This is a genomic window from Streptomyces sp. DSM 118878, assembly GCF_052936595.1.
Window position 1 is genome coordinate 4,993,870 of record NZ_CP193622.1, and the last position, 12,891, is coordinate 5,006,760.

Genomic DNA, 12,891 nt, shown 5'->3' on the forward strand with positions numbered 1-12,891 from the left:
CGTCGGTCACGGTCGCCGCGAGGGGTCGGGCTCTCAGCGGCGTGCTTCCCTGCCGCACGCGTACGCCAGCGGGGAGATGATCTCCTCGGAGTCGGGCAGCCAGCGGTTGGCGGCGGTCGGGCGGCAGGCCCACTGGACCGCGCCGGACGCGCCGAAGCGGGTGGGGGGAGCGGCCACGTAGGCGCCCTCGCCGAGCGTGGTCAGGTCGATGCCGGCGGGGGGCCAGCCCAGCTCGCGGACGAGGCCGGGGTTCTTGGCCGCGGCACCGGGGAGCACGAAGAACTGCATGCGCCGGTCGGGCGTGCGGGTCACGGGGCCGAGCGTGAGCTCCATCCGCTCCATACGGGCGAGCGCGAGGAACCCGGCGGTCTCCGGCACGTCGATCGCGTCGAACGTCCGCCCGGTGGGCAGCAGGATCGACGCCTTGGGCTGCTTCTGCCACAGGCGCCGGGCCACGGTGGCGCTGCCGGTGGCCTGGGCCGCCCAGTCCTCGCGCGCGGGGTGTGCGCCGGGCGCGTCGCAGTCGGCCTCGCCGCACGAGCACCGCTCCATGCCGTCGGAATATTCCAGCCACGTACCGGCGCAGACGTCCCAGTGCCGCTCCTCCGCGTATCGCACGGCTGTGTCCTGCAAGGCTTCTCCGCGCTGCTTCGGGATCTGCGCGGCTGACGTGACTCCGATGGTCTCTTCCACGCAGACCTCAACTCCCGCCACCACAGCCGGTTACGGGCGCACACGAGGGCGGGGGAGGAGCATCGATCCTGCTGTCGGGCGCATGGGTGCACGGGCGGGGGCGCGCGGGGGAAATGACTACCGTGTGCGGGTAGCCAGCCCAGGGGCAGTCGGAGAACGCCTCGGAGCGAGCCGGGAACGGCAGATCCATACTTACGGTTCGTATGGCTACTTATGCCTCTTTCGTGGCGCATCTTCACCTTGTCCCCAGGGCATTGATCAGCGTGGGTCGGCCGCCGCGGCCGCTCCGTTCCGCAGGTCCACGGTGCACGTTCAGGGGGTACGCCATGGCCGCCAGGCCGCTCGTCGCGCGTCAGCCCAACGAAAGGCTGCAGGCGCTCATCCAGGAGGCCGGCTGCTCCAACGCCGGACTCGCCCGCAGGGTCAACATGTGCGGCGCGGAGCACGGCCTCGATCTGCGCTACGACAAGACGTCCGTGGCCCGCTGGCTGCGCGGGCAGCAGCCGCGCGGGCGGGCGCCCGGCATCATCGCGGAGGCGCTCGGCCGCAAGCTGGGCCGTACCGTCACCATCGACGAGATCGGCATGGCGAACGGCAAGAACCTCGCCTCCGGCGTCGGTCTCCAGTTCTCGCCGACCGTGCTCGGCGCCATCGAACAGGTCTGTGAGCTGTGGCGCAGCGACGTGGGCCGCAGGGACTTCCTGTCCGGCTCGACCGTGGCCGCCTCCGCGCTCGTCGAGCCGAGCCGCGACTGGCTGATCTCCTCGGCGGACTCCCAGGTCGGACGGACCGCCGGGCCGCGCGTCGGGATGCCGGACGTGGCCGCGGTCCAGGCGATGACCCAGGCGCTGACCAAGCTGGACCACCAGTTCGGCAGCGGTCATGTGCGTCCCGTCGTCGTGCACTACCTCAACTCCGTGGTCTCCGGGCTCCTCGGAGGCTCCTACCGGGAGGCGGTCGGGCGCGAACTGTTCGCCGCCGTCGCCCGGTTGACGGAGCTCGCGGGCTACATGGCCGTCGACACGGGGCAGCCCGGCCTCGCCCAGCGCTACTACATCCAGGCGCTGCGCCTGGCCCAGGCGGCCGGGGACAGGGGGTACGGCGGGTACGTGCTGGCCGCCTCGATGAGTCACCTCGCCGCCCAGCTCGGGAACCCGCGCGAGATCGCGCAGCTCGCACGGGCCGCACAGGAGGGGACGCGCGGGCGGGTCACACCCCGCGCGGAGGCCATGTTCTACGCCGCCGAGGCGCGCGGCCACGCCCTGCTCGGGGACGCGCGGGCGACGCAGTCGGTGGCGGGCCGCGCCGTCGAGGCGATGGACCGGGCGGCGGGCGAGGAGGAGGCGGGCGACGACCCCGTCTGGATCAGGCACTTCGACCACGCGTATCTGGCCGATGAATTGGCGCATTGTCACCGTGACCTCGGCCAGGCGGACGCCGCCGCCCGCAGCGCGCAGGAGTCCCTCGACGGGCACCCGGAGACCCGGGCCAGGCGGCGCGCGATCGGCCTCGTCCTGCTGGCCACGGCCCAGGTGCAGCGCCGCGAGGTCGAACAGGCCTGCCACACGGGTCTGCGGGCCGTCGAGCTCCTCGGCACCCTGCGCTCGAACCGCGGCGCCGAGTACCTGGAGGACCTCCAGCAGCGCCTTGAGCCGTACCGCGACGAGCCGGTGGTCAGGGAGTTCGGCTCCCGCGTCGAGCTACAGGCGGCGTGACCCACGCGCGCGTGCGCGGTCCTGTAGCGGGCCTCAAAGGATCTTCATCCAGTAAACAGCGCCTGAGCGGGAGGAATTGTTACTGCCGACGTCGAGCGGACTGCTCCGCTCAGAGCTGCGTGGCTAAGGGCTGTGGCGACCCGGTAGCGTGAGCCGACGGTTCCGTAGGTCCCCCATACGTAGGAGTCCCGGTGACGCAGCAGAGCGGTCAGGGCGCTGCTTCCTCCGATCCGCGGCAGCCCGCGGCCCGGCAAGCCCATGAGGGCGTCGTGCTGCCCGCGGACGGCAGTGAGCCGCTGCTGCCCGGTACCGCCGGCCGGCAAACCACCCCGGAAGCCACCCCGGCGGGCGGCACCCCGTGGGGCAGTCCCTGGGGGCCCGACACGACGAGCCCGCCGCAGCCCGGCCAGGGCGAGGCCTGGGGCGCCCCGGCGCAGCAGCCCGCCCAGGGCATTCCGCTGCCCCCCGAGGGCGCGACCCCGCCGCCCGCCCAGGGCTACGGCTACCCGCAGCAGGGCTACGGCGCGCCGGAGCCCTACGCGGCTCCCCAGGACCCGTACGCCGCCCAGGGCGGCGGCCGGCACGGGCGCGGAGCACACGCCGGGCCGCCCGCCCAGGGCGCACAGCCGGCGCAGCAGAGCCATGGAGCGCACGCCGGGCCGCCGGCCCAGGGCGCGCACGCGGCCCAGCCCGGCCACGGGGACGCCTCGTACGGCGGTCAGCAGGGGTACGGCGGGCAGAGCATGCCGCTGCCGCCGGCCGCCACGGGACCGGACGCCGACGCGACGCAGTACATAGCACCCATACCGGGCAGTGGTCCCATGCCGGGCGGCCCGGGGGCCATGGATGACGGCGCCACACAGTACATAGCGCCGATACCGAGCAGTGGCCCCATGCCCGGCGGCCCCCCGGCGGGTGGTCCCCTGCCCGGCGGCCAGGCGTTCGGTGGCCAGGGGGCCATGGACGACGGTGCCACGCAGTACATCCCCCCGGTGGCCCCCGGCGCTCTGCCGCCCGAGGCGCCCGTCGCCGACGCCACGCAGTTCCTCGGCCGTGCCACGCCCGCCGGCCCCGCCGCCGCGTCGGACAGCGAGCCCACGCAGTTCATCGCGCCCGTCCCCGGCAACAGCGGCCCCGTCGGACACGGCACGCCGCCCGAGCCGGCCACCGCGCCCTACGGCATCCGCCCCGGCGCCCCCGGCGACCGGCAGCCGCCCGCCGAGTTCGACAGCCTCTTCCGCACCGAGCCGGAGGCCGAGGGGCCCGCGTCCACCCAGCAGATGCCCCGCTTCGACGCCCCGGCGCCCGCGGCCCCCGCGCCCACGCCCGCTCGCGCCCCCGCTCCGGCGGCGCCCGCGCAGGGCGACGGCGGCCACGGCGGCCGCAGCCGCACCGGCTCGAAGGTGCCCCTGATCATCGCCGTCGGCGTCGGCATCGCCGTGCTCGGCGTCGGCGCGGGCGCGCTCCTGAGCTCCGGCGGCGGTGACGACGACGCGGACGAGGGCAAGCCCGTCTCCGCGTCCGCCCCCGCCGACGAGCCCTCGCCGTCCGCCGACCCCGCCAAGGCGCAGGCCGTCGCCCTGGACAAGCTCCTGGCCGACAGCAACAACAGCCGCGCGACGGTGATCGCCTCCGTACGCAACGTGGGCAAGTGCGACAACCTCGGCCAGTCGGCGAAGGACCTGCGCGACGCCGCCAGGCAGCGCAACGGCCTGGTCACCCGGCTCGCCGAGCTGGACGTCGACGAGCTCCCTTCCCACGAGCAGCTGACCGCCTCCCTCAACAGGGCCTGGAAGGCGTCCGCGTCGGCCGACAACCACTACGCCTCGTGGGCGGACCAGGTGGCGGGCAAGCGGGGCTGCCGCAAGGGCCACGCCCGCACCACCTCGCACCAGGCGGCGGGCAACCGCGCGAGCGGGGAGGCGACCACCGCCAAGGAGCAGGCCGCCAAGTACTGGAACGCGATCGCCGGCAAGTACGGCCTGACCACGCGCGAGAAGACCGAGCTCTGAGCCCTCGCGGGAAGCGGACCGCGCGACCCCCGGGTTACGCGGTCTGCTCCAGCGTCTTCTCGACGTCCACGAAGCCCTTGCGCGCGGGGACCAGCCGGCCGTCCCGCACGGTCTGGAACGTGACGCCCGAGTTGATCAGCCGCGGGAACTCGCTGGCCGCGATCAGGTCCTCGAAGCGCCAGCTCAGCGTGGGCGTGAGGCCGCCCGTGCGGACCCGCAGGCCGTCGTCGAGGGCGCGGCGCACCGTGCGGGCGGTCACCTCGCCGTCGAGGGACTCCACGGCCTGCTTCAGGACGGTGTACGCGATCCACGTGGTCTGCACGCCCGCGTCGGCCGGGTCGACGCGGTTGTCGCCGAACGCCTGCTCGCGGATGACGTCGCGCATCTGCGACCACCTGGGGTCGCCGGACGCCGGGTACCAGCCGGTGACGTAGGCCCCTTCGTAGGGACCGTTCGCGCCGCCGGTGCGGTCGATGAGCGACTGGTCGACGCTGCCGAGCACCGAGGAGATCCGTACCGGCGGGTAGTCGGTCCTGGTGCGCCGGAAGGCGTCGTAGAAGGTGTCGGTGCGCGCCCCGAGCGCGGTGGTCACACAGCCGTCCCGGATGCCCGCGTGCCGCAGGGCCTGCTCGGCCTGCGGGGTGAGGTCGGTGCTGTCCTCGGGGGCGCGGATGTCGGCGACGGGCTTGTGGTGGCCGTCGGCGAGCCCGGCGTTGAGGAGCTCGGGCAGTTCGTCGCCGGCCAGGGTGTCGGGGCGTACGAGGGAGACGCGGTCGCAGCGGTCGGCGAGCTGGCGGCCGTTGCCCGCGAGGAGGGCCGGTTCGCCGCCGTTGACGGGGTAGGACAGCGGGCTGGAGAACTCGTCGTCGGTGATGCCGTAGCCGCCGATGTACGGGATGCCGGCGACCTCCAGCGGGGCGAGGAAGGAGCGGGCGTGCTGGCTGTAGGCGCCGACGACCGCGACCACCTCCTCGTCGACGGCCTTGCGCGCGCACTTGGCGGCGCCCGCCGAGTCGTTGTGGTCGTTGCAGGTCAGGACCCGCAGCTCGTGGCCGTCGATGCCGCCGTGGGCGTTGACCCAGCGGGCGTAGGCCTGGGCCATGGCGGGGACGCCGGGCTTGTTGGTGGCCTTGGTGTTCTCGGGTGCCCAGGTCATGACGGTGATGGGGTCATCCCCGGAACCCCCCGTGGTACCGGGGATGACCCCGCATCCGGCTGTCAGGGCGACGCACACCGCCGCGGCGGCCGCGGAGAGCGCGGCGTGTCGGTGCGGGCGGTGGAGGAAGGAGTGTCGCCGGCCGGTCATGTCCCCGCACCCTTCCGGTCGAGGGCCAACCGAGGAGTGACGCGTTCTCAACGGACGGTGACATCACGGTGAACGGGCGGGGGCCGGTTCGCGAGCGTCGCGTGGGAACGTACGATCGATGACCGTGCAAGGTTCGGAGAACTCTTCCCGTCGCGGCCGTCGCTCCAGCACCATGGGTGGCATGCCGACCAACGACATGCCGTGGTGGCGCTGGCGCAGCAACGTGCGCTCGGCGCTGCACATGCTCTCCGACCCCGAATTCCAGCGGGAGTGCTGGCTCGCAGGACGCGAGGAGTACGGGGACGTGACCGACGCCGTCTACCGGCTGGTCGAGGACACGTGGCTGGACAACTGGTCCGCCGAGAAGTACGTCGGCACGATCTTCCGCGACTCCCAGGAGGCGGCGCTCGTCGACACGGCCGTGCTGCGGGTCCTGCGGATCATGCACGAGGTCGGGCCCGACGCGATGGTCGCCGTCTACCTCCAGCACCCGGGCTGGCCCGAGGCCGTGCGGGCGGCGCGCGAGGCGCACGTCCATCTGGCCGCGAGCGACGGGGAGGACCCGGACGAGCCGCCGCGGACGCTTGAGGTGCTGCGGATACTGACGCGGACCGGCTGAGCCCGGGGCCCGGGTGCCGGGCGTGGCCGTCCCGGCTCGCGGGACGATTGCCCGCGGCGCGAGTCGCTGTGGGAACCTTGCCCGCATGAACGAGCAGTCCGTGGCCCCCGCCGTCCCCGCCGATCAGTACGTCCTCACCCTCTCCTGCCCCGACAAGCAGGGCATCGTGCACGCCGTGTCGAGCTACCTCTTCATGACCGGCTGCAACATCGAGGACAGTCAGCAGTTCGGCGACCACGACACCGGTCTGTTCTTCATGCGCGTCCACTTCTCGGCCGAGGCCCCGGTGAGCGTCGACAAGCTGCGGGCGAGCTTCGCCGCGATCGGTGACTCCTTCCGCATGGACTGGCAGATCCACCGGGCCGAGGACAAGATGCGGATCGTCCTGCTGGTGTCGAAGTTCGGGCACTGCCTGAACGACCTGCTGTTCCGCTCGCGGATCGGCGCGCTGCCCGTGGAGATCGCCGCGGTCGTCTCCAACCACACGGACTTCGCCGAGCTCGTCGCCTCGTACGACATCCCCTTCCACCACATCCCGGTGACCAAGGAGAACAAGCCGCAGGCCGAGGCGCGGCTCCTCGAAGTGGTGCGCTCGCTCGACGTGGAGCTCGTCGTCCTCGCCCGCTACATGCAGGTGCTCTCGGACGACCTCTGCAAGGAGCTCAGCGGGCGGATCATCAACATCCACCACTCGTTCCTGCCGAGCTTCAAGGGCGCGAAGCCCTACCACCAGGCCCACGCGCGCGGCGTGAAGCTGATCGGCGCGACCGCGCACTACGTGACGGCCGACCTCGACGAGGGGCCGATCATCGAGCAGGAGGTCGAGCGGGTCGGCCACGGCGTGACCCCCGACCAGCTCGTGGCGATCGGGCGTGACGTGGAGTGCCAGGCGCTGGCCCGTGCCGTGAAGTGGCACGCGGAGCGCAGGATCCTGCTGAACGGCCGCCGCACGGTCGTCTTCGCCTGACCGGCCCTTGGAGCCGGGTGGGTCACATCCGGCTCAGCGACGCCGTCGAGAACAGGACGTCGCGGATCGCCTCGCGGTCGCCGTCCTGACCGGCGGCCGCCTCCTCGGGCGAGACGTGGCCCGCGGCCAGGCGGCAGAACTCCACGCCGTCGAGCACCACGTGCGCCACCTCGCGCTCGGCCGACGCGGTGGCGCCGGGCGAGTCCAGCGGGATGAACCATTCGCCGCCGCCGAGCCCCTCGATCTCCAGGCGCAGGCTGCGGCCGGGGGCGCCCGCCGCGACCAGGTCACGCGAGGGCGCCGCGAGCCCGGAGCGGCGGCGGCCCGCCAGGGTGTCGGGGAGCATCCGCGCGGCGAGGTCGATCATGCGGTGGAGGTGGCGGGGCGCCGGCGGGTCGTAGGGATAGGCGACGGCGTGGGCGATGTCGCCCGCGTGGATCCAGCACTCGAAGGCGCGGTCCACCATGGCGTCCCGCAGCGGCAGCTCGATCTTCCGCCCGGCCCCGCCGCTGCCGTCGGGCACCGTCCCGTACGGAACGGGCATCCGTCCCGAGCCGTCGCCCGCGAAGGACACCGTGCGGATCAGCTCGTGCGTCTGGTCCCGCCAGGGCCCGCGCACGGCACGGGTGGGCGGGAAGTACGACGCCTTCCAGTACGCCTCGGTGCGCTCTCCGGGGAGCTGGGGGTCCTTGGCCTTCGGGCCGAGCGGGTCGCCGAGGCCGAGGGCGAGCGCGACCAGGCCGTCCACGGCGAGGAGGTGCCCGATGACTCCGGCCACGGTGGTCTTGCGGCTCGCCGGGCCGCCCTGCTCGAACCAGCGCAGCCGCACCGGGGCGTGCCACTCGGAGTTGCCGATGTCGCGGAGCAGGGCGTCCAGGCGGGCGCTCTCCGCGTCGTAGGGCACGGCCCACCGGGGGACCGGGATGCGCGGCGGGCGGCGGCCCAGGCAGCTTTCCAGGACGCGGGTGCGCAGACGGGGGTCGAGGTCGAGGCTCTCCTCGTGGTGCAGCAGGCCGACGGCGTCCCGCAGCCGCAGCGCCTCCTCCGCGCAGGGCCCGCACTCGCCCAGGTGCTCCTCGACGGCGGTGGCCTCCTCCGTGGAGCAGGCGGCGAGCGCCCAGGCGCCGAGCAGGGACTTCAGGACGGGGTGCTCCAGGACGAGCGGGGCGGGCGGCGGGGCGGGCAACGGGACTCCGGAGTCCTCCGCGGAGGCGCGCGGGACGGGTATGCGCGGGGCGGCGGGGGTGCCCTGGCCGCCCCGCCCTTCCTGGCCGTCCGCCGCCTCGTGCGGCCCGGGGCGGTCGGAGCCGGTCACCGTGACGTCCCGGGACCGGGCGAGGCGCCGGGGGTGCGGCCGGCGGAGGGGGCGTCCGTGTCGTTGGCCGTCGAGAGGAGCTGGAGGCCGAGGCGGAGCCTGCGCCGGGCCTCGTCCTCGGTGACGCCGAGATCGGCGGCGGCCTGGCGGTAGTCACGCCGCTGGAAGTACGCCAGTTCGAGCGCGGCGCGCAGGGGGGTGGGCATGGCCGTCACGATGTAGTCCGCGCGGGCCGCGGCCGAGGCGTGGCGGACCTTGCGCTCCAGCTCCTCCGCGGTGCCTTCGCCACCGGCGAGGGCGGCCGACTCGGTCTGGCGGAGCCTGCGGACGGCCCGCTCATGGGCGAGCGTGGCGAGCCAGGAGCGCAGGGGCCCCTGCTTCGCGTCATACGCGTCGGGGTTCTCCCATACGTGGGCGAAGACCTCGCGGGTGATGCGGTCGGCGCCGCTCTCGTCACCGAGGACGCGGTGGGCGAGGCCGTGCACCAGCGAGGCGAAGCGGTCGTACAGCTCGCCGAGCGCGGCCGCCTCCCCGTGCGCCAGCCGCTGCTGCATCCTGCGGTCCCAGCGCCGCGGTGCGTCCTTCGGCATGCGGCCCCCTCTGCGCTCGCCGTGTCCGACTCTCCCTCGAATGTAGTCGGCGCCACTGACAGAGCACCTCTGTTTACGGCAAAGGGTGTTCCCCGCGAAGGCCCGGATGATATTGAGGCGGCGATGCTGGTGTTTCATGGGTGGAGTAGTTGGGCAGCCGAGGCTGAACGAAGCGTAGGGACCGCTTCCGGATCACTTCGGGCCGGAGGGAAGAGCAGGCGAGCGAGAGGCGTGACGCGTGACGCTCAAGGTGACGGTGGGCGAGCAGGGCGGCTGGGCCGTGTTGTGCGTCTCCGGCGAGATGGACCTGCTGACCTCGCCCGTTCTGCGCCAGCGCGTGCACGAGGCGGTGGCCGACGGCCGTCGCAGTGTCGTCCTCGACCTCTCCGACGTGCTGTTCTGCGACTCCAGCGGCGTCGGCGTGCTGATCGCCACCCGGCGTCTGATCCGTTCCTGCCAGGGCCGGCTGCGGCTGATACTCCCGGCCCAGGGAGCCGTCGACGGCTCCCACGTCAACCGGGTCCTCGCGGCCCTCGGCGTCCGCAGGCTCTTCGAGGTCTTCCCTGACGTGGCCGAGGCGCTCGACGAGGAGGCGACACCGCTCTCCGCCTGAGCCCCTTCCACGTGGCCTACCCCGTGCCCTTATACGTGCCGTTTCGCCGTCGCGACGAAGGCGTTGATGGCCTGCCGGGAGCCACGGCTGCGTTCGGCGAGCTCCTCCCTGTCGGCCGCCTTGTGCACGTCACTGACCGTGTCGAGCGTCTGCCAGGCCTGACTGATCAATTCCTCGTCGGCGGTGAGCAACTGCACGCGGAACAGCGTCTCGTGCGCCTCTGAGCGCATCTCGTACGAACGGAAGCGGGCCTCCTCGCCGTCCTCGCGGTTCTCGACCCTGCTGAACCAGCGGTCCATCAGCACCCGCCGGTAGTTGACCAGCGCGCCCGCGTACGCGCAGTACGCGTCGATCCGCTCCTGGCGCAGTTTCTCGGCCCGGGTGAACGCTTCCGTCCGCTCGGCCGTCCTGCGCTGGAAGGAGTGCGTGACTCCCGCGCCCAGGAGAGTTCCGAGCACTGCTATGACACTCGCCGCGACAGCTTCCACGCGGAACAGTGCAGCACATCACGCGTGTGGCACATATCTGTACCGGAACTCAGGCGGTCCTGACACAAGCCTCGCTTTCCCGCCTCCGGGCGCCCGGGACGACGTACGCTCGCTGCTGCCGGGGGTATCCACCCTCCTGAACTGCACCCAACCGCGGAAATGAGGCGGCCCGAAGACCATGGACAGTGCCGAGTACGAGCGTAAGATCGCGGCCCGGTTCGCCACCTTCGACCAGGACGGCAACAAATACATCTCCCGTGAGGACTTCAGCACGGCGGCCGCCGCCCTGTGCAAGGAGTTCGGGGTGACGGCGCGGTCCGACAAGGGACAGGCCCTGTACCTGGGCGCCGAGGCGTTCTGGCAGGGCATGGCCGGGATCGCGGACCGTGACGGGGACCAGCGGATCACGCGGGACGAGTTCGTCGGCGGCGCGGTGAAGCGGCTGCGGGACAACCCCGATCGGTTCGCCGAGATCGCGAGGCCCTTCCTGAACGCCGTGATCCGCATCGCCGACGGTGACGGCGAAGGGACGGTGGCCCCCGCCGAGATCGGGCGCGCGCTCACGGCGCTCGGCGTGCCCGAGGACGTCGCCGGCGCGGTCGCGGCCGGGCTCGACGCGGACGGCGACGGCCGGGTGGCGGAGCAGGAGATCGTGACGGCCTTCGCCCAGTACTTCACGGTTCCGGAGTGAGCGGACTTCACGGTTCCGGAGTGAGCGGCACGCGCGCGTAGCGCTCGCGCAGCTTGTACTTGAGCACCTTGCGCAGCGTCTCGTTGCGGGGGAGCGCCTCGACGACCTCAAGCTGTTCCGGCAGCTTGTAGGGGGCGAGGCCTTCCCCGCGCAGATACGCGGTCACGGCGGCCAGCGTCAGCTCGCCGGCCCCCGCCCGCCGTTCCACCACCGCGCAGACCCGTTCCCCGCGTTCGACGTCGGGCAGACCGATGACCGCCGCGTCACCGACGGCGGGGTGGCCGTGCAGGAGATCCTCGATCTCCTTGGCGGAGACGTTCTCCCCCTTGCGGATGATGACGTCCTTCGCGCGCCCGGTGAGCACCAGGTGGCCGCTCCCCGTGAGGTGGCCGAGGTCCCCGGTGATCAGGAACCCGTCGGCGTCGAAGGCGCCCGCGTCGGGCGCGCGGCCCAAGTAGCCCCGGCAGACGGCCTCTCCGCGCAGCCGCACCTCGCCGTCGATGCCGGGGCCGAGCTGCTTGCCGTCGGCGTCGGTGATCCGAATCTCCATGCCCGGCGGCGGCCGCCCCTCCGTGGTCGCCAGGTTCTCCGCGGTGTCGTCCGGGGCACCCATGGTGATCATCGGGACCTCGGTCATGCCGTAGCCGTGCGTCAGTCCGCAGCCCATCTCGCGTACGACGGCGTGGTAGATCTCCGGCGGCTTCGGTGCCCCGCCGCCCGCGAGGAGCCGCAGCGTGGGAAGGACCTTCTCGCCCGGCGGCATCTTGCGCTGCTCGGCCAGGAACATCGAGTAGAAGGCCGTCGACCCGCCCGCCACGGTCACGCCGTGCCGCCGGTAGCCGTCGAGCGCGCCCGGCATCGCGAAGTGCTCGAACATCACCGCGGGGAAGCCGTAGAGCAGCAGCATCACCGTGTAGTCGGGGCCCGCGATGTGCGCGAAGGGGAACGCCATCGAGCCCACGTCACAGGTCCGCAGGCGCAGCGCGTGGGCGAGGCAGGAGCCCCCGGCGATGAGCGAACGGTCGGTGTGCAGGACACCCTTGGGGTCGGACGTCGTGCCCGAGGTCCAGTAGATCCAGCGCACCGCGGTGCCGTCCGCGGGCGGTGCGGGCAGCACGGACGGATCGGCGTCGGGCAGCTCCTCGTACGCCTCGAAGACGCCCCTGGCGCCGAGCCGCCGCGCCATCTCCCCGTGGTCGAAGCCGCGCCACACCCCGGGCACCGCGAAGTGCTCCGCCCCGGACTCCCGCAGCGCGAAGCCGACCTCGCGGTCGCGGTAGAAGGGGATGACCGGGGACTGGACGGCGCCTACGCGGGCCAGCGCGAAGGAGAGCAGGGCCGTCTCGATACGGGTCGGGAGCTGCCAGGCGACGACCGTGCCGGGGCGCACGCCCTTGGCGTAAAGGCCGGCGGCGACGCGTTCCGCGCGGTCCCGCAGCGCGCCGAAGGTGAGCGTGCGGTCGTCGGCGGGGTCGTCGGCGGCCTGGATCAGGACCGGCGCGTCGGGGGTGAGCGCGGCACGGCGCTCCACGAGCTCCCAGAGCGTGCGGGAGGAGGCCAGCTCGTACGCGGCCTCGTTCCGCTCGTGCACGATGCCGTTCTGCGCGGTCCCGTCGCTCTCGGCCCCGTCGCTCTCGGCCCCGTGGCTCTCGGTCCCGTCGTGCCCGGTCCCGTCGTCGTGCGCTGTTCCGTTCTGCGCGGTGCTCATGCGGTCGCCCTCCTGCCCGGCCCATAACTGACGCAGCGTCAGAAGCTGCCGGAAGCGTAGGCCGGTGCGCCTTGTCGGTCCAGGGGTGCGGGGCTAACCTGCGTCCTGACGGGCCGTCAGGTAAGCCGCTGGGCCCGGCGTTGCCGTACGGATCGTTGCCGTACGGATGACCGT

General features: G+C 73.0%; 12 protein-coding genes. 6 read left to right on the plus strand and 6 right to left on the minus strand.

Going from position 1 to position 12,891, the window contains the following annotated elements; genetic code table 11:
- Positions 1-33: 33 nt before the first annotated feature.
- Positions 34-693 carry a bifunctional DNA primase/polymerase gene (locus ACRAKF_RS22330; protein WP_447039068.1) on the minus strand — a complete coding sequence of 220 codons (660 nt, stop codon included), beginning with the start codon at positions 691-693 and terminating at the stop codon, positions 34-36.
- A 326-nt stretch (positions 694-1,019) separates the two neighbouring features.
- On the opposite strand from ACRAKF_RS22330, the gene ACRAKF_RS22335 reads away from it, so the two are divergent.
- Both ACRAKF_RS22335 and ACRAKF_RS22340 read left to right on the plus strand, forming a co-directional pair.
- Complete coding sequence (locus tag ACRAKF_RS22335; RefSeq protein ID WP_447039069.1) at positions 1,020-2,408, plus strand: transcriptional regulator; 1,389 nt, start codon at positions 1,020-1,022, stop codon at positions 2,406-2,408.
- Positions 2,409-2,599: 191 nt separating this feature from the next.
- A complete protein-coding gene (locus ACRAKF_RS22340) occupies positions 2,600-4,420 on the plus strand; it encodes a hypothetical protein (RefSeq protein WP_447039070.1) in 1,821 nt (606 codons plus the stop codon).
- A gap of 34 nt (positions 4,421-4,454) precedes the next feature.
- Here ACRAKF_RS22340 and ACRAKF_RS22345 read toward each other — a convergent pair whose 3' ends face one another.
- On the minus strand, positions 4,455-5,726 hold the full coding sequence (locus ACRAKF_RS22345; protein WP_447039071.1) for an ABC transporter substrate-binding protein: 1,272 nt from the start codon (positions 5,724-5,726) through the stop codon (positions 4,455-4,457).
- A gap of 118 nt (positions 5,727-5,844) precedes the next feature.
- Here ACRAKF_RS22345 and ACRAKF_RS22350 point away from each other — a divergent pair, with 118 nt between their 5' ends.
- The gene (locus tag ACRAKF_RS22350) at positions 5,845-6,345 is read left to right on the plus strand and encodes an SCO4402 family protein (protein ID WP_447039072.1); all 501 of its coding nucleotides are present in this window, start codon (positions 5,845-5,847) and stop codon (positions 6,343-6,345) included.
- Positions 6,346-6,430: 85 nt separating this feature from the next.
- Positions 6,431-7,312: a formyltetrahydrofolate deformylase gene (purU, locus tag ACRAKF_RS22355; protein ID WP_447039073.1), complete on the plus strand. Its 882-nt coding sequence runs from the start codon at positions 6,431-6,433 to the stop codon at positions 7,310-7,312.
- 22 nt (positions 7,313-7,334) lie between these two features.
- Here the strand turns inward: purU and ACRAKF_RS22360 are convergent, their stop codons facing one another.
- Both ACRAKF_RS22360 and ACRAKF_RS22365 read right to left on the minus strand, forming a co-directional pair.
- On the minus strand, positions 7,335-8,627 hold the full coding sequence (locus ACRAKF_RS22360; protein WP_447039074.1) for a zf-HC2 domain-containing protein: 1,293 nt from the start codon (positions 8,625-8,627) through the stop codon (positions 7,335-7,337).
- Positions 8,624-9,217 carry a sigma-70 family RNA polymerase sigma factor gene (locus ACRAKF_RS22365; protein ID WP_447039075.1) on the minus strand — a complete coding sequence of 198 codons (594 nt, stop codon included), beginning with the start codon at positions 9,215-9,217 and terminating at the stop codon, positions 8,624-8,626. Before ACRAKF_RS22365 ends, ACRAKF_RS22360 begins: the two co-directional genes overlap by 4 nt.
- Before the next feature lie 238 nt (positions 9,218-9,455).
- Here ACRAKF_RS22365 and ACRAKF_RS22370 point away from each other — a divergent pair, with 238 nt between their 5' ends.
- On the plus strand, positions 9,456-9,830 hold the full coding sequence (locus ACRAKF_RS22370; RefSeq protein WP_447039076.1) for an STAS domain-containing protein: 375 nt from the start codon (positions 9,456-9,458) through the stop codon (positions 9,828-9,830).
- A 29-nt stretch (positions 9,831-9,859) separates the two neighbouring features.
- On the opposite strand, the gene ACRAKF_RS22375 is transcribed toward ACRAKF_RS22370, so the two are convergent.
- A complete protein-coding gene (locus ACRAKF_RS22375) occupies positions 9,860-10,288 on the minus strand; it encodes a hypothetical protein (protein ID WP_447039077.1) in 429 nt (142 codons plus the stop codon).
- Between the two features lie 208 nt (positions 10,289-10,496).
- Here ACRAKF_RS22375 and ACRAKF_RS22380 point away from each other — a divergent pair, with 208 nt between their 5' ends.
- Positions 10,497-11,009: an EF-hand domain-containing protein gene (locus tag ACRAKF_RS22380; protein WP_447039078.1), complete on the plus strand. Its 513-nt coding sequence runs from the start codon at positions 10,497-10,499 to the stop codon at positions 11,007-11,009.
- A 7-nt stretch (positions 11,010-11,016) separates the two neighbouring features.
- On the opposite strand, the gene ACRAKF_RS22385 is transcribed toward ACRAKF_RS22380, so the two are convergent.
- A complete protein-coding gene (locus ACRAKF_RS22385; RefSeq protein WP_447039080.1) occupies positions 11,017-12,717 on the minus strand; it encodes a class I adenylate-forming enzyme family protein in 1,701 nt (566 codons plus the stop codon).
- Between the last annotated feature and the right edge of the window lie 174 nt (positions 12,718-12,891).

Coding starts and splice junctions, on each gene's coding strand:
- ACRAKF_RS22335 (WP_447039069.1), top strand. CDS start 1,020: ATGGCCGCCAGGCCGCTCGTCGCGCGTCAGCCCAACGAAAGGCTGCAG.
- ACRAKF_RS22345 (WP_447039071.1), bottom strand. CDS start 5,726: ATGACCGGCCGGCGACACTCCTTCCTCCACCGCCCGCACCGACACGCC.
- ACRAKF_RS22350 (WP_447039072.1), top strand. CDS start 5,845: ATGACCGTGCAAGGTTCGGAGAACTCTTCCCGTCGCGGCCGTCGCTCC.
- purU (WP_447039073.1), top strand. CDS start 6,431: ATGAACGAGCAGTCCGTGGCCCCCGCCGTCCCCGCCGATCAGTACGTC.
- ACRAKF_RS22365 (WP_447039075.1), bottom strand. CDS start 9,217: ATGCCGAAGGACGCACCGCGGCGCTGGGACCGCAGGATGCAGCAGCGG.
- ACRAKF_RS22380 (WP_447039078.1), top strand. CDS start 10,497: ATGGACAGTGCCGAGTACGAGCGTAAGATCGCGGCCCGGTTCGCCACC.
- ACRAKF_RS22385 (WP_447039080.1), bottom strand. CDS start 12,717: ATGAGCACCGCGCAGAACGGAACAGCGCACGACGACGGGACCGGGCAC.